Below are 18,981 nucleotides of genomic sequence, written 5' to 3'. Positions count from 1 at the left end.
GTCAGGAGGCGGACGACCCGGAGTCGGCGTCGTCGTCGCGCGACCCGTCGGTGCTGAAAGCCACTCCCTCGAGGAACCCGCGCGCCCGGTCGGTCCGTGGATAGGTCTCGAGCAGCTTCCAGAAGTCCGGACCGTGCCCGGCGTGCAGCAGGTGTGCGAGCTCGTGCAGCAGGACGTAGTCGATGACCCACTCCGGCATGCCCTGCAGGCGGGTCGAGAGCCGGATCGAGCCGTCCACGAGGGTGCACGACCCCCACCGGCGCTCCTGGTTCGTGACCCACCGCACGCTGGTCGCCTTGGCACGGCCGTCGAGGTACTTGGCGGAGAGGTCGTGCGCCCGCTCGACCAGCTCCGCGTCGGACGGGCGGCGGCGGCGTTCCTTGTCCTCGAGGCGCGCGATCATCTTCTCGACCCACTCGCGCTCCTGGGCGCGGGAGAAGCGCGCGGGGATGGCCACGACGGTGCGGTCGCCGTCGCGGTAGGCGCTGACGGTTGCGGTCCGACGACGGCTACGCCGGACCTCGACGGTCGGCATGGTGTCGTGGGCCACACCATGACCATACCGGGATTGCGTCAAGAGCGTGTGACCGGACACCCTGGCCGTCACGATCGCCAGAGTTTCCACACCCTGTGGAGAACAGCCGCGCCGCCCGCTGGGTCCGTGTCATCGTGCGGCCATGACCACCCGAGCGACCTCCGACACGGCCGACCTCCGGCTGCGACCCGGCGCTCCTGTGCTCGGCCGCGGCCCGGGCGAGGTCCAGCTCGGCACCGACGAGCGGTGGTCGGTCGTGCTGTCCGGGCTCGCCGAGGCCGAGGCGCGCTGGCTCGCCGCTGCTGCCGCCACGCAGCACGCGTCGCTCGCCCGCATCGCGGCGCGCTTCCGTGTGGACGACGAGCGCCGGGAGGCGATCGGCGCGCTGCTCGCCGGATGCGGCTTCCTGGTGCCCGGGTCACGCAGCATCCCGGACGTCCTCGCGACGGCTGGCGGTTCAGCCGACGCGCCCGCGCTGGGGGCGCTGCTGCCCGACGGCGGCGGGATGGTCACGCTGGCCCGACGAGCCGTGCGGAGAGTGGGCGTCAGCGGCCTCGGCCGGATCGGCTCGCTGGTCGCCACCCACCTGGCCACCGCGGGCGTCGGCACGCTCGTGCTCGACGACGACTCCCCGGTCCAGCTCACCGACCTCGGCACAGGCACCTACCAGCAGACCGACGTCGGCCGCCGGCGCGCGGATCGGCTCCGGGAGGTGCTGGGTGCCCGGTACCCACGGACGACGGTGACCCGGGCTTGGCACGCCGATGCCCTGCCCGACGTCGTCGTGGCAGTACGTGACCGGGTGGCACACCCGGAATCGTTCGCGCTGCTGATGAGTGCTGGCATCGCGCACCTGGCGGTCGTGGTGGGCGAGGCAGGCGTGTCGCTCGGGCCCTTCGTCCTCCCTGGGACCACGGCCTGCACGGCCTGCTGGCACCAGCACGCCACGGACGTCGACGAGCGCTGGCCGGAGCTCGTCGCCCAGCTGGCGGACCTTCCGGGCAGCCCGGGGCAGGAGACGGTCCTGTCCACGACGGCAGCAGCGCTGGTGACCGGACAGGTCCTGGCGCACCTCGACGGTGCCCGGCCTGCCGCTGCCGGGGCCGTGCTCGAGGTGATGCTGCCCGAGGCGCTCCCCCGCCTCAGGCCCGTGGAGCGGCACCCTGCCTGCCCCTGCACCGACCTGCCGCGATAGCGCCGCACCGGCGGGACGGTCGGGAGAGCACTGCTCGCGCGGAGGCAGCGAGATGCCCCGTGAGGTGGAGCACCTCACGGGGCATCGGCATCCGGTCAGGCCGCGGCCTGGTCCGACTTGCGGGGACGGCCCCGACCCCGCTTACGAGCGACGACGACGCCGTCGACGAACACCTCGCCGCCCCAGACGCCCCACGGCTCGGAACGCTCGAGGGCACCGGCCAGGCAGCCGGACTGCAGCGGGCAGGCCCGGCAGAGCGCCTTCGCACGCTCCACCTGGTCGGTGTGCTCGGCGAACCAGAGCTCGGGGTCGTTGGTGCGGCAGGGCAGGAGAGCCGCGAACTGCCGCTCGAGCTCGGCGGCCTCCTCGGGGGTCTGCGCCACCGGTTGATGGGGGGTCCAGCGACTGGTGCCACCGGCGGGGGCAGCGTCGAGCAGCCGCTCGTCCAACAGCTGTGCGAGACGCACGATGTTCCTCCGTCAGGTCCTGGGTGTGGTGTGAACGTCGGTGTTCAGGACCTGCGGACGGCCCTCTGGTTGTCAGAGGACCGGATCGTCCGGCCGAAGATGGCCGAATCCCGGTGAGGAAAGACGAAGGCCGCGGGTCCCGGTGGACTCCGCGGCCTGGACCGGTCAGTGGACCGGATGTCTCCGAGGTGCGGAGTCAGGTGCGGAGTCGGGTGCGAGATCGACGAGGGCTGCCCCAGCGCCGTGACGCTTACGAGTGCAGAAGGCCGGCGCGATCATGCTCAGGGCAGAGTTGTCCCCCGCCTCGATGAACGTGCCGCCCATCTGCTGCGTCGTGATGATGTCCATCTCGTGCCCACCTCCTTCGTCATCTCGGGCACCCACCTCTCGGCAGGCACCGCTCCAACTCGGTCATGACGAGCATAGACGGCTGTGCCGGACTCGCCACTTCTTTTTCGGGATATTTTTCGACCGATTTTTTCGGACCCGTCAGCCCGCCTGCGGAGCACCGCCCACCAGGGTGATCAGGGTCTGGCCGTAGCGGTCGATCTTGGCCGGACCGATGCCGTTGATCCGCGCCAGCTGCGCCGTCGAGGTGGGTCGCAGCTCGGCGATCGCCGCGAGCGTCGCGTCGCCGAGCACCGTGTACGCAGGCTTGTCCGTCTCACGGGCCACGGACAGCCGCCAGTCGCGCAGCGCGTCGAAGAGCTCGAGGTCGGCCTGTCCCGTCAACCGCGCACGCACCTGACCACGCTGCGCGCGGGAGCGAGCGTTGCCGCGCCCGTCGTCGGGCCAGATCCCGTCGAGGAACCGGGTCCGCTTACGGGTCGCGCGACCGCCGGGGTTCCGTGATCGCGCGTACGAGATGTCCAGGTGCTCGCGTGCCCGGGTGATGCCGACATAGAGCAGCCGGCGCTCCTCCGCGACACCCTCGTCCGTCTCGGCGAGGGAGATCGGCATCAGACCTTCGCTCATGCCGGCGAGGAAGACCGCGTCCCACTCCAGGCCCTTCGCCGCGTGCAGCGATGCCAGGGTGACACCGTCGACCGTCGGTGCGTGCTGGGCCGCGGCACGCTCGGAGAGCTCGTCGACCAGGCTCTGCAGGGTGGCGGGAGCGTCCTCGGGCGCGGCGGCGGCCAGGTCGTCGGCGAGGCCCACGAGCGCCTGCATCGCCTCCCAGCGCTCGCGCGTGGCTCCTCGCGCGGCGGGCGACTTCTCCGCCCAGCCCGCGGAGAGCAGGACGTCGCGGACCTGCTCCGGCATCGGCTGGTCCGGGTCGGAGGACCGCGCGGCCCCTCGCAGCAGCACGATGGCGTCACGCACGTCCCGGCGCTGGAAGAAGCGGGCGCCGCCGCGCACCTGGTAGCTCACACCGGCGTCCGACAGAGCCGTCTCGAACGCTGCCGACTGGGCGTTGGTGCGGTACAGCACGGCGATCTCGCTGGCCCGCACTCCGTCGGCGACGAGCCGCGCCGCCCGGGTGGCGATCCCCACGGCCTCGGCCTCGTCGTCGTCGTACGTTGTGAAGCCCACCGGCGGACCGGCCGGTCGCTGCGCCACCAGCTCGAGCGCACCGGTCACCCGGCCGCGGCGCAGCACGTCGTTGGCGAGGTGCACCACCTGCGGGGTGGAGCGGTAGTCCCGGACCAGCCGCACGACCTGGGCGTCGCGGTAGGTGCGCGTGAAGTCCAGCAGGTAGTGCGGTGTCGCGCCGGTGAAGGAGTAGATGGTCTGCGAGGGGTCTCCCACGACGCAGAGCTCCTTGCGGCCACCGAGCCACTGGTCGAGGAGGAACTGTTGCAGCGGCGAGACGTCCTGGAACTCGTCCACCACGAAGTGCCGGTACTGCGAGCGCACCTGGTCGGCGATCTGCGGGTGCGAGCCGAGCATGTCGGCCAGCATCAGCAGCACGTCCTCGAAGTCGATGACGCCCCGCTCGGTCTTGACGTCCTCGTACGCGGCGATGAGCCGGGCCACCGTCTGGTGGTCGTACCCCGACGGCGCGGGCCGGTCGTCCGCGGCGGCGGCCTTCACGTAGTCCTCCGCCGTCACGAGGGAGACCTTGGCCCACTCGACCTCGCTCGACAGGTCGCGCACGGCGACCCTGTCGACGCTCGCCCCGATGCGACGCGACGCCTCCGCCACCGCGGGCGCCTTGTGCTCGAGGATCTGCGGAGGTGCGCCACCCACCACCCGTGGCCAGAAGTAGCCGAGCTGACGCAGCGCGGCGGCGTGGAAGGTCCGCGCCTGCACCCCGGCGACGCCCAGCTCGCGCAGGCGGGTGCGCATCTCCCCCGCCGCGCGTGCCGTGAACGTCACGGCGAGCACCGACGTCGGCGGGTACGCACCCGTCCGCACGCCGTAGGCGATGCGGTGGGTGATCGCACGGGTCTTGCCGGTTCCCGCTCCCGCGAGCACGCAGACCGGCCCGGCCAGGGCCAGCGCGACGTCGCGCTGCTCGGGGTCGAGCGCGTCGAGGATCGCGTCGGGATGAAGCGGCGCGCCCGGGGAGTTGGTCAGAGCTGACATCGTCTGCGATTGTCGCAGGCGTCCACGACACGCACACCCGTATCCACAGGAGGCTCGATGACCGCCCGCCCCGCCCTGCCGGACCTCGGCACCGTCACCATGTACTCGACCGCCTGGTGCGGCTACTGCCGTCGGTTGCGCACGCAGCTGGACTCCGCGGGCATCGGCTATACGGTGATCGACATCGAGGAGCAGCCGGGGACCGCCGAGTACGTCGAGCAGGTCAACGGCGGCAACCGCACCGTCCCGACCATCGTGTACCCGGACGGCTCGGCGGCGACCAACCCCTCCCTGGCAGACGTCAAGGCCGTGCTCGACCGCTGACCGAGCTCGTCGGGAGCTTGTCAGGAGCCCGTCAAGAGCCCGGCAGCTCCTCGCCGTACCACTCCTCGATCAGCGCCCGCGCGATCGAGTGCCGCCCCGGCAGACCGACCTCACCCGACGCCGTGGCCGCCGCCAGCTCGGCCCGGGTGAACCACCGCGCGTCCGTCACCTCTTCGTCGTCGGTGTGCACCGCGGTCGTCACGGCCCGCGCGCGGAACCCGAGCATGAGCGAGGCGGGGAACGGCCACGCCTGGCTGCCCCGGTAGACGACGTCGCCGGGTGCGGTGCCGACGAGCACACCTGACTCCTCCGCCACCTCGCGGCGCACGGTGTCCTCCAGTGCCTCGCCTGCCTCGACGAACCCCGCGAGCGTCGAGAACCGCCCCTCGGGCCAGGTCGCGGCGTGACCCAGCAGCAGCCGGTCCGCGTCGTCGACGACGGCCATGATGACCGCCGGATCGGTGCGCGGGTACGTCTCCCGGGCATCCGCCGGGCAGTGGCGCGCCCACCCGGCCTGGACGACGGCGGTCGGCCCGCCGCAGCGTCCGCACTGCCGGTGGGTGCCGTGCCACCCCGCCAGGGCGACCGCCTCCACCGACAACCCGTGGGTCAGCACCACGTCGGGGTCTCCGGCGGCGAGCGCGCCGGCCTGGCCTTGCGTGACGTCGCGGAGCCCGAGCCAGGCGTCGGCACCGGCCGGTGGTGCGACGTCGTCGCCGTCGGGCAGGACGAACGCGAGGTGGGCTCCGCCGTCGGACTCCCCCAGGAACATCCACAGGCCGTCGCCCCGCCCGGTGTCGGACAGGAGGGGTGCGGCCGGGAGCAGAGCGGCCCGGGGAGCCTCCTGCCCGACGACGGCGAGCCGTCCCCGGTGCAGCACCAGCGCCCGGGTGGTCGGGTCGGCCCGGAGCCGCTCCACCAGGCCGGGCTCGTCGCGACGGTGGGCGGCGCGATCGTGGGCCGAGCGGGAGAACGGGAGCTCGAGTGGGTGCACGGCAGCGACCGTACGCCAGGACACGCCCGGCCACGCAGCCCGGCACGGCCCCGCGGCCGCACTACGGTGGGCAGGTGCCCCGCAGCCAGCTCGCCCTCGCCGCGTTGTCGACGGCCGCCGTCCCCGGCCTCGACGCCCGGACCGTGCGGCGCGAGGACGTGCCCGGGGACTACGACGTCGCGATCGTGACCACCGGGTCGGGCGACGAGTGGATGGTCCGCGCACCCGCCACCGCGCTGGCCGGTGCGGCCCTCGAGGCCGAGATCGAGCTGCTCGAGTCGCTCCACCTCTACGTCGATGCCGGCGTCCTGCCGTTCGCGGTGCCGCGCGTCGCAGGGTCGGCGTTGCTGCCCGAGGGCGGACGCGCCGTCGTCCACCAGCGGCTGGGTGGCGCACCGCTGGACATCTCGGCGCTGCGCCCGGGGCCGGGGCTCGCGGCGGACCTCGGGCGGACGCTCGCCGCCGTGCACGAGCTGCCCGCGGCCGTCGTCGAGGCGTGCGGCCTGCCGTCCTACACCTCGGCCGAGTACCGCGAGCGCCGGCTCGTGGAGCTCGACGAGGCGGCGTCGACACGGCGGGTCCCGAGCAACCTGCTGCGACGGTGGGAGACCGCGCTGGAGGACGTGAGCCTGTGGCGGTTCCAGCCGGCCGTCGTGCACGGTGACCTCGCCCCCGACCAGGTGCTCGTCTCGGGCAACCGGGTGACCAGCATCAGTGGTTGGTCGGACGCTCGCGTGGCGGACCCTGCCGACGACCTGGCCTGGCTGCTCGCCGCCGCGCCGCCGGAGTGCGTGGACGCGATCATGGAGGCCTACCAGCTGCGGCGCACCGAGCTGACCGACCCTCGTCTCGTGGACCGCGCGCTGCTGGTCAGCGAGCTCGCGCTGGCCCGGTGGCTCATGCACGGCGTGCGCCGCAAGCTGCCCGACGTCGTGGCCGACGCCGAGTCGATGCTGGCGGACCTGGACGAGGCCACCCGCGAGGACACCCCCGCCTGAGGCGCTGCCTCACCGGCGCCCTGGGCGAGACCTCCAGAAGCCCGGCACGTACCGTTCCCCGCGATGATGTCCCTCGACCCACGTCCTCCCGTCCGGATCGTCTTGCTTCCGGTCCCCGGGCGCCAGGGTGCCCAGGTCCCGGAGCACGTCAGCGCTTCGGGTCGCAGCGCGGTCGACGAACCCGTCACCAGCAGATGCTCCCACCACCCTTCGCGCACCGCCGACGGCGTCGTGCACGGCATCCGGCAGATCTTGGGCCAACGCCCGGGCCCGCTCGATGAACCAGTCCGCCTCGACACCCAGGTCCGCGGCCGCTCGCACGAGGTGCCTCGCTCCGATCGCCCGGAGCCGGTACTCGCCTCCCAGCTTCATCGCCAGTCTGCTCTTGAACCGCACCTCCTGCGGATCCAGCAGGAGCGCGGCGCTGATCAGGTCGTACAGAGGCGCGAATGCTGTTGAGGACCCGGCATGCAGCAGGGCGAAGTTCTTCGCGTGAGCGTCCGTGCCCGCCGCCACCCAGTTGAAGGCGACGGCGGACGCGAACTGTTCGCGCGCGTCGGCCAGTCGGCGTCGGTCGACCGCGGTGTCGAGCGTGTCGGCCAGCTCACGGACCGAGGGACCACCGTCGGCCTCGTACTTGGTTGCGCGCCACAGGCCTCGCGCCTGACACATGTCCTCCTGGTGCAGGCGGCTGATGGTGCCGTCGTCTCGCACGATGCGGTCGAATCGACGCACGATGACCGCCGCCTGCTCGTCAAAGGTCTCGAGGTGGGTCTCGGCGACACGCAGACCGAGCTGCTGCGCGGCACGCATCGTCACGTGTTCAGCCAGGTCGCTGCCCTCGAGACCTGCGATACCCACCTTGACGATGTGCGTGCTCGGCATGCGCCCCGTCGGCTGGTGCCAGGACCCGTCGACGCGCGTCAGTGCGAACTTGCCCTGCTGGCCACCGAGGGAGAAGCGCCCGCCGTGTTCGTCGAACGTCCAGGCGCTGTCGTCTGCGTGCAGGGTGCGCAAGTGTCGGGCGATGTCCGCCTCGTTCAGCGCCACGACCGCACCCTCCGCGGCAGGATCCTCGCCCTCGGGCAGCACTTGGACCGCTCCGGCGCAGTCGGCTCCCATCCGCTCCAGCAGCCCGAAGACGGTCGGGCGCCGCAGCTCCAGGTCGGCGGCCCAGCGCTGCCGGACATCGTCGTTGTCAGGAAGGAGGTTGTCGAACCACGGGCCGGCGGCATCGCTGCCGTGGTACTCCTGCGTGCGGGGCATCGACACGCTCAGCGCCGGAGCCGCCCGTCGGTGCCGGTACTCGGACGTGTAGCGGAACTCGATACTGCCGTCACGGCGGCGCTCGAGCGTGCCGGCACGCAGCCCGTTCAGCCAGACGGCAAGGTGATCAGCCATGCGTGGCGCCCAGGACCAGATCCAGGTCGGGCTCGCCCTCGTCGGGGCTGACGTCCACGAGAAGGTCGACCGTCCGCAGCGCGTCGAGCATCAGATCCAGTCGAGAGGTCGGGGACCCGGCCTCGGCCGAGATGACCCACTGGCGCGACGTAGCGATGCGGCCGGCGAGCTCTGCTTGCGTCATGCCTGCCCGCTTCCTGGCTTCACGCAGCAGCCGCCCCAGATCTTCTGCCGTCGAGACGAGCATGATCGCCACCTCCACCGATGTCATCCAGCGATGACATTCGTATCAATGTCATCGCTGATTAACACTAGCAGAGATGTCATGTGCGAATAACATTTGCGCCGACGAGCCCCGGACCAGGGCCTCCAGGCCCTCCTCGTCGAGCAGCTCGGCCGGTCGCACCGTCGTCCCGGAGGCGACGTACACGAACGCGGCACTCACCTTCTCCACGGGCAGGCCGGACCAGCGGGCCCAGGCCAGCCGGTAGGCGGCGAGCTGCACCTCGCGCTGGGCGCGGTCGGCCGGGTCCCGCGGTTCGCGGCCCGTCTTCCAGTCCACGACGACGACAGCGGGCGGCTCGCCCGGCGCCGGTGGCGGCGCGTCGGGGTCGACGAACACTGCGTCCATGCGCGAGCGGACCATCACCCCGGCGATCGGTGTCTCGACGTCCTGCTCGACGGCGACCGGCGTGAGCGCGGCCCAGGGCGTCCGCTCGAAGCACGTGCGCAGGTCCTCCAGGGCCAGGTCGGTCGCGACGTCGAGCTCGTCCGCGCCGGGCAGGTCCTCGACGTCCATGAGCGAGGCCGACGAGAAGAACTGCTCGACCCAGGCGTGGAACAGGGTGCCGCGCCGGGCGTGCACCGTCGGCTCGTTCGGCACGGGGCGGCGGAGCTGCCGGGCGAACTCGCCCCGGTCGCGGGCCAGGCGCACCAGCCCCGACGCCGAGACGTGCGCGGGCATCTCCACGGACGGCTCGTCACGCTCACCGCGCTCGGCGAGCAGGATGCGGCCGAGCTCGACCAGGTCGTGCTCGGCGCCGTCGAGCAGCACACCGTCCGCGGGGGCCGCGCCGGAACGGGCGGCGACGGCCACCTGCTCCGCGGTCTCGCGCAGCACCTCGCGCGGGGTCCCTCCTCGTCCCTGGTCCGCGCCGGCGGGCGCGGGCTCCCGCGCCGGCCACACGTCCGTCCGCTCGACGTCGTCCCGCGGGTTGGACGTCTCCGCCTCCGGCGCGGGCACCCAGCCCGCGGCGTCGACGAGGCCGGCCTCGGCCAGCTCGGCCAGGAACGGCGAGACACGGCGCGGCCGGGAGCCCGTCCCCCACCAGTGCGCGGTGCAGAAGAGCTCGCGCCGGGCGCGGGTGAACGCCACGTAGGCGAGGCGCCGCTCCTCGGTGAGCTGGTGCGCACCGCAGTCGAGCCGGAACTCGTCGCGCCGGGCGACGAGCTCCTTGGTGTCGGCGGCGTCGTGGAACCGGAAGGTCGGCAGGTCGTCGGCGTCGCCGCGCAGGTGGTAAGGCAGCTCGCCCAGGCCGGTCAGCCAGCCGCTGCTGGTCCGGCCCTTCGAGGACTCGGCCTGGGTGGGGAAGATGCCGTCGACCAGGCCCGGCACAGCGACGACGTCCCACTCCAGGCCCTTGGCGGCGTGCGCGGTGATGACCTGCACGGCATCCGGGTCGGGTTCGCGGACAGGCATGTCGAGGCCGCGCTCCTGGTCGCCGGCGACACCCAGCCAGGCGAGGAACGCTCCGAGAGTCGCGACGTCGGCCGACTGCGCGAAGCTCGCGGCGACGTCCCGGAAGGCGTCGAGGTGCTCGCGACCGCGGCGGCTGATCCCCTCGGCGGCCGGTGGGCCACCCGGGCCGGCCGCGTAGGTGCTCGCGAGCACCTCGGCGGTGGCGACCTCGACGTCGAGGCCGAGCGCGCGCTCGGCGGCGACGACCAGCTCCGGTAGCGACAGGTAGGTCAGCGAGCGCAGCTCGCGCAGCAGGCGGGCGAGCGCGGTTAGCCGGGCGTGGCCGTCAGAGGTCAGGACGCGGCCGTCCCGGGCGGGCCGGCCCGGCTCGGGCAGGGCGTCGAGCGCGTCGACGATGGACCGGTGGTCGACGACGTCGCCCTCGACGACCGTCGAGTGCTCGTCGTCAGCGGCGTCCTCGCCGGCCCTCGCCGGCTCGACATCGGCAGAGGGTCTCGGACGGGGCGCGTCCCGCCGCGCGAGGTCGGCGGCCCACGAGCCGAGCGCGTGCAGGTCGGCGGCACCGAGGTTCACGCGCGGACCGGTGAGCAGCCGCAGCAGGGAGTCACCGCGGGACGGGTCGTGCACCGCCTCGAGCAGCGCGACCACGTCCACGACCTCCGGGGTGGTGAGCAGGCCGCCGAGCCCCACGACCTCCACCGGCAGCCCGCGTCGGCGCAGGGCCGTCTCGAGAGCGGCGAACTGGGAGCGAGCGCGGCACAGCACGGCGGCGGTGACCCGGTCGGAGGCGTCGGGTCGGGTGGCGCGCCGCCACCGGGCTGCCACGAAGTCCGCGACGGACTCCGCCTCCTCCTCCAGGGTGGCGGCCACGTGGGCCGCCACCCGGCCGGTGCCCGCGCCCGGCCGCAGGTCGAGCGGCGGCACCCGGACCGATGCCGTCGCCCCTGTCTCCTCGCGGAGCGGGCCCGAGGCGACGTTGGCGGCGGCCAGCACCGCGGCGTCGTTGCGCCACGACGTGCTGAGGTAGCGCACGGAGGCGTCGGCACCGTCGGCGTGGGCGAACCGCTGCGGGAACCGCGCCAGCCCCGAGGCCGAGGCGCCGCGCCAGCCGTAGATCGACTGGTGCGGGTCGCCCACGGCGGTGACGGCGTGGCCGTCGCAGAACAGCCCGGCGAGCAGCTCGACCTGCGCGAACGACGTGTCCTGGTACTCGTCGAGCAGCACCACCCGGTACCGGGCGCGCTCGGCGGCGCCCACCGCCGGGACCGTCCGGGCGAGCTCCGCGGCGAGAGCCACCTGGTCGCCGAAGTCCAGCGAGTCGCTGTGCCGCTTGCGCCGCCGGTACTCGGCGACCAGTCCCAGCAGCCGCGACCGTTCGGCCACGGAGCCGATGAGCTGGTCGACCTCCTTGGTGCGGGCGCGCTGCCTCGGGCCGAGCGGCAGCGCGTCGAGCCGTTCGACGACGTCGTCCAGCGCGGTGCGGGCCGTGTCCACACCGAGCAGGTGCTCACCGAGCGCGCCGGACAGCGACAGCACCGCGCCGACCACGGTGCTCACGGCCTTGTCCGTGCCGAGATCGCCGTCCCAGGACTCGACGACCTCGGCCGCGAGCTGCCACTGGTTGGCCTCCCCGAGCAGCCGGGACCCGGGCTCGACGCCGAGGCGCAGACCGTGGTCCGCCACCAACGAGGCGGCGTAGGCGTTGTAGGTGGCGATCGTGGGGCGGGCCAGCAGGTCCAGGTCGGCGGCCGACCGGCCCTGCGCGCGCGCGAGCTGCCCCAGGCGCGACTGCACGCGCGAGGAGAGCTCTCCGGCGGCCTTGCGCGTGAACGTCAGCCCGAGGACCTCCTCCGGCTCCACCAGGTCGTTGGCGATGAGCCAGACGACGCGCGCCGCCATGGTCTCGGTCTTGCCCGACCCTGCACCGGCGACGACGAGCACCGGCTCGAGCGGCGCCTCGATGACGGCGACCTGCTCGTCCGTCGGGGAGGGCCGTCCCAGCAGGTCGGCGATGTCCCGCGCGGAGAGCCGGGGACGGACATCCCCGGCCGGGTCGGCGCTCGGACCGGGGACCGCCCCCGGGTCGTCCAGCTCGGGGAATCCCAGCTCGACGCTGCGGTGCTCGGCGCCGAGGGCGGCCCAGTCGATGCCGCCGAGCTGCTCGGCGGCGTCGCTCCCCCCTGGCTCCGAGGCGTGCGGGGTCGTCACGAGATCACGCTCCGTCCCTCGGTCTGCACGGGGCAGCTGCGCCGCACGGGGCACATGCTGCACAGGTCGTTCTCCCGGGCGGCGAACGCCGAGGCCGCCATCGTGTCCGCTGCCTCCTCGACCAGGGACCGCGCCCAGCTCGAGCCGTCCGGGCCGGGCTCCAGGGCCTGCTGGTCGCGCACGGACGGCCCCTTGGTCGGGGTGCCGACGAACACCAGCCGCGCACCGGCGCTCCGCGTCCCCTCCGGCAGGTCGAGCGCACCGTCGGTGACGGCGAGCTGGTAGGCGCCGAGCTGCGGGTTCTCCGCCGCCTTGTCCCTCGACGGCGCGCTGCGCCCCGTCTTGAGGTCGGCGACGGTGACGGCGTCCTCGCCGTCGGCCTCGACGCGGTCGATCTTCCCGCGCAGGCGCGCCCGGCCCAGCGTCAGGTCGAAGGACGGTTCGATGAGCACCGGCTCCCCGGAGTCCTGGTAGTACTCGGCCAGGCGCGCCAGCATCTCCTCGGCCCGACGGCGCAGCTGGCGGCTCGGCCAGCCCTCCGGCAGGGCGAGCTCGGGCCAGCGCCGGTCGAGCTCGCCGCGGAGCACGCTCAGGGAGGCAGCCGGATGCTCCTCCGCGATGCTGTGCACCAGGGTGCCCAGGGTCTGGTGGGTCGCGTCGGGGGCTGTCCCCCCGGCCGACTCGAAGGCCCACCGCAGCGCGCAGGTGGTGACGGTGTCGACCTTGGACGGCGAGACGACCACCTCGTCCTGCGGGCCCCACAGCGGCGCGTCGCTGGAGGCCTGCGCCACGCCGTACCAGGTGCGCGGATCCGCCTCCGGGACCCCCGCGTCGGCGAGCCGGGCCAGCAGCGCGGCGGCGGTCTCGGCGCGCGGGTCCGTCCCGCCGTCGTCCACGGGAAGACCTGCGTCGCCACCGGTCGGGTGCTCGGTCTGCGCGGCGAGGCGAGCCGTCGCCGAGCGCACGAGCTCCGCCCGCGCGGCGGCCACGACGCCGCGCAGGTCGAGCGGCGGCCCGACCGGGACGCGGCGCGGGTCGGGGCGCTCCGTGTCGCCCCCGTCGCGCGGCGAGACCAGGTCGCAGAAGACCGACGGGCTGTCCTCGGCGTCCTCGACGGCCGTGACGAGCAGGCGTCGCCGTGCCCGCGAGATGGCGACGGCGAACGCGCGCAGCTCGTCGGCGAGCACCTGGGCGCGGGCCTCCTTGCCGACCCCGTGGGCGTCCTGCGCACGGCCGGCGAGCAGCTCGACGAGGGCCTGGGACCCGAGCAGCGAGTCACGCAGCCGCAGGTCCGGCCAGACGCCGTCCTGCACCCCGGCCACCACCACGACGTCCCACTCGCGCCCGGCGGCGCCGGCCGGGGTCAGCGCCTCGACCGCCCGGGCACCGGTGGCCGCGGCGGCGAGTGAGTCTGCGGGCAGGTCCTGCGAGGTGACGTAGTCGACGAACGCCGCCACGGGCGCCCCCGGCATGCGCTCGACGTACGTCTCGGCCGCGCGGAACAGCGCGAGCACGGCGTCGAGGTCACGGTCCGCACGAACGCCGGCCGGGCCGCCGGACAAGGCCGTGTCACGCCATCGGTCCGCCAGGCCGGTGGCCGCCCAGACGGCCCACAGCACCGTCTGGGCGGTGGCGCCGTCGACGGCGGCCGCCGCGCGCCCGGCGGCGAGCACGCGGGCGACGGCCACCGGGCCGCGACGAACGGCCGGCGGCAAGGTCGCCGCGCGAGCAGGGTCGCCCAGCACCTCGACGAGCAGGGCGTCCGAGGAGCGCCCCCCGCCGCCCGACAGCTCCTCGGCGCGCAGCGCGCGGCGCAAGCGACGCAAGGACACCGCGTCGAGGCCGCCGACCGGCGAGGTGAGCAGCAGCGCAGCGGTCTCGGCATCGAGCGCGGGCAAGGGGTCTGGCCCGACCGGCGAGGGCACGCCGTCAGCGAGCCCGGCGTCCTCCGTCGCGGCGTCGCCGGACGCGACGCCGTCGTCCGGGGACGCCGCGGGCCGCAGCTCGGCCAGCATCCGGTCCAGCCCGCCCGGCCCGGCGCACACGCGCAGCGCGGCGAGCAGCGGGACGACTGCGGGCTCGTCGCGCAGCGGGACGTCCGAGCCGAGCAACGCCACGGGCACCGAGGCGGCGACGAGGTCGCGGCGCAGCGCGGCGAGCCGGTCACCGCTGCGGGCCAGCACCACCATGCGCTCCCACGGCGTGCCGTGCAGCAGGTGCTCGGCGCGCAGCTCGCGGGCGATGTACGCGGCCTCCTGGGCGGCCCCTGCCAGGACCGCCACGTCGACCTGCGCCGCACGGCCCGCCACGGCCGTACCGTCGGTCGGGGCGCCGTCGTCGGCCGCCAGGTCCGGGCGTGGTGCCGCGACGCGGTGCAGCGCTCCGGAGACGGTGGCGACGCGCGACGTGATCGCGCGCGTGACCTCCCGCAACAGCTCCGGCTGGCGCCACGCCGAGCCCAGCACCACCGTCCGGGCGTCGAAGGCGCCGACCTCGCCGGGGCGCGCGGCGGCTCGCCCGACCAGGCCCGGCGCGGCGCCGCGGAACCCCTGGACGGCGGCGTCAGGATCCGCGAGCAGCACGAGCCGCGCCCCGGCGTCGTGCAGCGCGCCCAACAAGCGGGCGGTCGCGACCGTCGACTCCTGGTGATCGTCCACGACCACCAGGTCCCAGGTCGGCGCGGCCACGCCAGGTACGTCCCACGCGGCGAGCGCGTGCGCGGCCTCGTCGACCACCACGGCGGGGTCGTAGCGCGAGCCTGCGTCCGGGGTGCCGAGCCGCAGCGCGGTGACGTCGAGGTATTCCTCGTAGAGGCGTGCGGCCAGCTGCCACTCGGGCCGCTCGTGCCGACGGCCCAGCTCGTCCAGCTCGACGGGCGTCAGACCACGCTCGGCGGCGCGCATGAGCAGGTCGCGCAGCTCCTGACGCAGACCGCGCAGCCCGAGCGACTCCTCGGGCAACCCCGGCGGAAGAGGCAGGGGCGTCCCCTCGCCCGCCAGGTGCCCGGCCAGGAGCTCGGCGAGCACCAGGTCCTGCTCCGGGCCCGAGACCAGCGTGGGCGGCGGTTCACCGAGGGCCGCGGCCCGGGTGCGCAGGACGGAGAACGCGGCGGAGGCGGCCGTCCGCACCATCGGCGCGCCGATCGTGCGCGCTGCGCCGGCCGCGACCTCGTCACGCAGCCGCGCCGCAGAACGGCGCGTGGCAGCGAGCACCAGCACCCGCGACGGATCGGTGCCCGACGTGATCGCCCGTACCGCGACCTCGCGCGCCACCGTCGTCTTGCCGGTTCCCGGAGCGCCCACGACGAGCGTGGCCGGACCGGCGAGCGCCGTCGCCACCGCCGTCTCCTGCGTCTCGTCCAGCACGACGGCGGCCCCGGCGGTCTGCGCGGGGGCCGGCGGCACGAGGCGGACGGTCGCGGTGGCTGTCACGGGTGTGATTCGACCACGAGCCCCCGACAACCGGAGCGACGGCCGACGCCACGACCACCGGGCGTTCACCCTGCGCGGACGCCGCCACCCCCGGCGTACCGCCGTGCATAGGATCGAGGCAGTCCGTCCATCCGGCGTCGCAGGTCGCGGCGCCACGCGCGAAGGAGTCAACGTGGAGATCACGATCGGTGTGCAGAACCTGAGCCGCGAGCTGGTGGTCGAGACCGACCAGACCGCCGACGCCGTCGCCAAGGCGGTCCGCAAGGCCCTCGACGGCGGATCCGCGCTCGAGCTGACCGACACCAAGGGCCGCCAGATCATCGTCCCGACGGCCACCATCGGCTACGTCGAGATCGGCAGCGGCGAACAGCGTCCGGTCGGCTTCGGGAGCCTCTGACCGCGCCCGGGACGCACCGTTACGCCGCGAGCCGCATACGGTCCATGCGGCGGGTGTGCTCCCCCGTGAGCCGCGCGACCAGCCACGGCCGCACGGTGCTCTCGGGGTCCTGGCCCGCAGGCAGCTCGGCCCCGAGCCGGGTGGCAGCCTCGGCGGTGAGCGCGACCAGCTCCGGGTGCCGGCCGAGCAGCGCCGTCACCACGCCGAGCGCCTCGCCGACCACGCGCCGGCCCCACAGGGCCAGCCGGGAGGCCAGCACGTCGTCGGCCGCGGCCATGCGGGCGAGCAGCCAGATCGCCTCGGCGTCCGCCCCGGCGTCGGCCCCCGCCTCCGGTCCCGGCGCGGGTCGCTCCAGCACCTTGCGCACGGCACGCCCGCTCGCGCCGGCGAGACCACCGGCGAGGATGCGGCAGAAGTCCTGCGCGACGCCGTGACCCACCACCCCCTTGAGCAGACCTTCCGCCCAGTCGTCCGTGTCCGTCCGCGCGTCGAAGTCTGCGAGCGCATGCTCGAAGGGAGCCATGACAGTCGCTCCGACCACGCCCGGCACGACACCGTCGTCGGCGCTCACCAGGGCGAAGAGCGCCCGTTGACGGGCCAGCGCCCGGTCGGCACCGTCGGCCAGGGCCTGCCGGGTCGCGAGGTCGGGTGCGTCTACGGAGCGCGCGGCCAGCAGGCCGAACTCCGCGAGCTCGGTGTAGGCGGCGAGCCCCACGAGCTCGACGACCGGTGCAGGGGCGGTGGGGTCGACGCCGGCGGCGGTACGGGAGCTCATCACCGGACCAGGATAGGCGGCGTGACGGACGCCTCCCGCCGAACGGTGTGCGTTCCGATACCATGGTGTGGTACTTCGGTTGCCCGGTCGTCTCGATGCTGACCCGCCGCGCTCACCGCGCGATGTACTTCCGCGATCGGCTGCCGACCACCTCGGCGCTGCGTGCGACCCGCGGCAAGCCCTTCGGCCAGCCTCGTGGTCCGTTGCGCCGACGACATGCGAAGGCACCAGTGACCACCACAGACATCACCCCGGACGGCGCCGCGGCGGTTGCCGCCGGCACCACCCAGCCATCCGACCAGCTCGACTTCTCGTCCGCCGCGGCCATCCAGGCCCAGGACGTGAGCTTCGCCGACTTCGGCGTCCGCGAGGAGATCGTGCGGGCGCTGGCCGACTCCGGCATCACGCACCCCTTCCCGATCCAGGCGATGACGCTGCCGGTCGCGCTGCAGGGCCACGACATCATCGGCCAGGCCAAGACCGGTACGGGCAAGACCCTCGGGTTCGGCGTGCCGCTGCTGCACCGCGTCGTCGCGCCGGGCGAGCCCGGGTTCGACGAGCTGCCCGCCCCGGGCAAGCCGCAGGCGCTCGTCGTCGCACCGACCCGTGAGCTCGCCTCGCAGGTCGCCCGTGACCTCGAGACTGCGTCGAAGCACCGCAGCGTCCGGATCGTGCAGATCTACGGCGGCCGTGCGTACGAGCCGCAGATCGAGACGCTGAACACCGGCGTCGAGGTCGTCGTCGGCACGCCGGGCCGCATGGTCGACCTGCTCAACCAGGGCCACCTGAACCTCACCCGCGCCGCGACCGTCGTGCTCGACGAGGCCGACGAGATGCTCGACCTCGGGTTCCTGCCGGACGTCGAGAAGATCCTGTCCCGCACGCCCGCCGTGCGGCACACGATGCTCTTCTCCGCGACCATGCCCGGCCCGGTCGTCTCCATGGCCCGCCGCTACATGTCGCAGCCGACGCACATCCGTGCGGCCGAGCCCGACGACGACGGCGCGACCGTCAAGAACACCCGCCAGGTGGTCTACCGCGCCCACGCGCTGGACAAGGTCGAAGTCCTCGCCCGCATCCTGCAGGCCGAGGGCCGCGAACGGACCATCGTGTTCGCCCGCACCAAGCGCACCGCGGCGAAGGTCTCCGACGAGCTGCGCACCCGCGGGTTCGCCGCCGGCGCGATCCACGGCGACCTCGGCCAGGGCGCCCGTGAGCAGGCGCTGCGAGCCCTGCGGCACGGCAACATCGACGTCCTCGTCGCGACCGACGTCGCGGCCCGCGGCATCGACGTCACCGACGTCACCCACGTGATCAACTACCAGTGCCCCGAGGACGAGCGCACCTACCTGCACCGCATCGGCCGCACAGGCCGCGCCGGCAACAAGGGCACCGCGATCACGTTCGTCGACTGGGACGACGTCCCGCGCTGGCAGATGATCGACCGCACGCTGGACCTCGGCTACCCCGAGCCGGTCGAGACCTACTCGTCCTCGCCGCACCTCTTCTCCGACCTCGGCATCCCCGAGGGCACCAAGGGCCGCCTGCCGAAGGGCGCCCAGCGGCTCGGCGGGCTCGACGCGGAGGAGCTCGAGGACCTCGGTGAGACCGGCAAGCGCACCGCCGGCAGCGGCGGCCGCGACGGCGGTCACGGCCGTGGGCAGGGCCGGGGCGGTCAAGGCCGGGGCGGTCAGGGCCGCGGTGGTCAGAGCAGCGGCGGTCGCAGCGGCGACACCCCGCGCTCGGGCGGTTCCCGGCCCGACGGCGGCTCCCGGTCGGAGGAGAAGCCTGCCGCCGGTGAGGGCTCCGGCGAGGGCCAGCGCCGTCGCCGCCGTCGCCGCCGTACCCGCAGCGGGCCCGGCGAGGGCCAGCAGGGCGGCGCTGCGACGTCCGCCCCCCAGGAGGCCTGACCACCCGCACCGACCTGCCGGACCGAGCAGGCGACCGGCCCCGTGCTCCGCGAGGAGCACGGGGCCGGCGTCGTGTCCGAGGCAGACGAGATGTCGGTGGCGCCGCCTAGCGTGCGCA

At 74.2% G+C, this 18,981-nt stretch carries 15 protein-coding genes; 5 read left to right on the top strand and 10 right to left on the bottom strand.

Going from position 1 to position 18,981, the window contains the following annotated elements; translation table 11 throughout:
- Position 1: 1 nt before the first annotated feature.
- Positions 2-550: a SprT-like domain-containing protein gene (locus tag PZC42_RS04720; protein ID WP_438802905.1), complete on the bottom strand. Its 549-nt coding sequence runs from the start codon at positions 548-550 to the stop codon at positions 2-4.
- A gap of 127 nt (positions 551-677) precedes the next feature.
- On the opposite strand from PZC42_RS04720, the gene PZC42_RS04715 reads away from it, so the two are divergent.
- Positions 678-1,730 (top strand): ThiF family adenylyltransferase, encoded by a 1,053-nt coding sequence (locus PZC42_RS04715; RefSeq protein ID WP_277208869.1) that lies wholly within the window; start codon positions 678-680, stop codon positions 1,728-1,730.
- A gap of 95 nt (positions 1,731-1,825) precedes the next feature.
- On the opposite strand, the gene PZC42_RS04710 is transcribed toward PZC42_RS04715, so the two are convergent.
- The 3 genes from PZC42_RS04710 to PZC42_RS04700 form a co-directional block, all read right to left on the bottom strand.
- On the bottom strand, positions 1,826-2,197 hold the full coding sequence (locus PZC42_RS04710) for a WhiB family transcriptional regulator (protein WP_277208867.1): 372 nt from the start codon (positions 2,195-2,197) through the stop codon (positions 1,826-1,828).
- A gap of 165 nt (positions 2,198-2,362) precedes the next feature.
- Positions 2,363-2,545, bottom strand: coding sequence for a hypothetical protein (locus tag PZC42_RS04705; RefSeq protein WP_277208865.1), 183 nt, complete (start codon positions 2,543-2,545; stop codon positions 2,363-2,365).
- 141 nt (positions 2,546-2,686) lie between these two features.
- Positions 2,687-4,726: an ATP-dependent helicase gene (locus PZC42_RS04700; RefSeq protein ID WP_277208863.1), complete on the bottom strand. Its 2,040-nt coding sequence runs from the start codon at positions 4,724-4,726 to the stop codon at positions 2,687-2,689.
- A gap of 57 nt (positions 4,727-4,783) precedes the next feature.
- On the opposite strand from PZC42_RS04700, the gene PZC42_RS04695 reads away from it, so the two are divergent.
- The gene (locus PZC42_RS04695) at positions 4,784-5,050 is read left to right on the top strand and encodes a mycoredoxin (protein WP_277208860.1); all 267 of its coding nucleotides are present in this window, start codon (positions 4,784-4,786) and stop codon (positions 5,048-5,050) included.
- 31 nt (positions 5,051-5,081) lie between these two features.
- On the opposite strand, the gene nudC is transcribed toward PZC42_RS04695, so the two are convergent.
- Positions 5,082-6,044 (bottom strand): NAD(+) diphosphatase, encoded by a 963-nt coding sequence (nudC, locus tag PZC42_RS04690; RefSeq protein ID WP_277208858.1) that lies wholly within the window; start codon positions 6,042-6,044, stop codon positions 5,082-5,084.
- Positions 6,045-6,118: 74 nt separating this feature from the next.
- Between nudC and PZC42_RS04685 the strand changes: the two genes are divergently transcribed.
- Entirely contained in the window at positions 6,119-7,042 is a 924-nt protein-coding gene (locus tag PZC42_RS04685; protein WP_277208855.1) for a phosphotransferase, read from the top strand.
- A 9-nt stretch (positions 7,043-7,051) separates the two neighbouring features.
- Here the strand turns inward: PZC42_RS04685 and PZC42_RS04680 are convergent, their stop codons facing one another.
- The 4 genes from PZC42_RS04680 to PZC42_RS04665 are packed head-to-tail and all read right to left on the bottom strand — an operon-like array spanning position 7,052 to position 15,781.
- Positions 7,052-8,443, bottom strand: coding sequence for a type II toxin-antitoxin system HipA family toxin (locus PZC42_RS04680; protein ID WP_277208853.1), 1,392 nt, complete (start codon positions 8,441-8,443; stop codon positions 7,052-7,054).
- Positions 8,436-8,690: a helix-turn-helix transcriptional regulator gene (locus PZC42_RS04675; RefSeq protein ID WP_277208851.1), complete on the bottom strand. Its 255-nt coding sequence runs from the start codon at positions 8,688-8,690 to the stop codon at positions 8,436-8,438. The genes PZC42_RS04680 and PZC42_RS04675 overlap by 8 nt, the downstream gene beginning before the upstream one ends.
- Positions 8,691-8,738: 48 nt before the next feature.
- Positions 8,739-12,350, bottom strand: a complete 3,612-nt coding sequence (locus PZC42_RS04670; RefSeq protein ID WP_277208849.1) for an ATP-dependent helicase — start codon at positions 12,348-12,350, stop codon at positions 8,739-8,741.
- A complete protein-coding gene (locus tag PZC42_RS04665) occupies positions 12,347-15,781 on the bottom strand; it encodes a PD-(D/E)XK nuclease family protein (protein ID WP_277208847.1) in 3,435 nt (1,144 codons plus the stop codon). Before PZC42_RS04665 ends, PZC42_RS04670 begins: the two co-directional genes overlap by 4 nt.
- 172 nt (positions 15,782-15,953) lie before the next feature.
- On the opposite strand from PZC42_RS04665, the gene PZC42_RS04660 reads away from it, so the two are divergent.
- Entirely contained in the window at positions 15,954-16,178 is a 225-nt protein-coding gene (locus PZC42_RS04660) for a DUF3107 domain-containing protein (RefSeq protein ID WP_277208845.1), read from the top strand.
- A 19-nt stretch (positions 16,179-16,197) separates the two neighbouring features.
- Here the strand turns inward: PZC42_RS04660 and PZC42_RS04655 are convergent, their stop codons facing one another.
- Complete coding sequence (locus tag PZC42_RS04655; protein WP_277208843.1) at positions 16,198-16,953, bottom strand: ferritin-like fold-containing protein; 756 nt, start codon at positions 16,951-16,953, stop codon at positions 16,198-16,200.
- Between the two features lie 230 nt (positions 16,954-17,183).
- Between PZC42_RS04655 and PZC42_RS04650 the strand changes: the two genes are divergently transcribed.
- On the top strand, positions 17,184-18,863 hold the full coding sequence (locus tag PZC42_RS04650) for a DEAD/DEAH box helicase (RefSeq protein ID WP_438802920.1): 1,680 nt from the start codon (positions 17,184-17,186) through the stop codon (positions 18,861-18,863).
- The last annotated feature ends 118 nt before the right edge of the window (positions 18,864-18,981 follow it).

It is taken from the genome of Isoptericola croceus (genome assembly GCF_029382255.1).
GTDB classification, from domain to species: Bacteria; Actinomycetota; Actinomycetes; order Actinomycetales; family Cellulomonadaceae; genus Isoptericola; species Isoptericola croceus.
The sequence above is the reverse complement of the archived record's forward strand: the minus strand, read 5'-3'. Positions and strand labels throughout refer to the sequence as shown.

What these genes read in the sequence shown, in the direction of transcription:
- PZC42_RS04715 (WP_277208869.1), top strand. Translation starts at nt 678, where the DNA reads ATGACCACCCGAGCGACCTCCGACACGGCCGACCTCCGGCTGCGACCC.
- PZC42_RS04705 (WP_277208865.1), bottom strand. Translation starts at nt 2,545, where the DNA reads ATGGACATCATCACGACGCAGCAGATGGGCGGCACGTTCATCGAGGCG.
- PZC42_RS04700 (WP_277208863.1), bottom strand. Translation starts at nt 4,726, where the DNA reads ATGTCAGCTCTGACCAACTCCCCGGGCGCGCCGCTTCATCCCGACGCG.
- PZC42_RS04695 (WP_277208860.1), top strand. Translation starts at nt 4,784, where the DNA reads ATGACCGCCCGCCCCGCCCTGCCGGACCTCGGCACCGTCACCATGTAC.
- PZC42_RS04680 (WP_277208853.1), bottom strand. Translation starts at nt 8,443, where the DNA reads ATGGCTGATCACCTTGCCGTCTGGCTGAACGGGCTGCGTGCCGGCACG.
- PZC42_RS04675 (WP_277208851.1), bottom strand. Translation starts at nt 8,690, where the DNA reads ATGCTCGTCTCGACGGCAGAAGATCTGGGGCGGCTGCTGCGTGAAGCC.
- PZC42_RS04655 (WP_277208843.1), bottom strand. Translation starts at nt 16,953, where the DNA reads ATGAGCTCCCGTACCGCCGCCGGCGTCGACCCCACCGCCCCTGCACCG.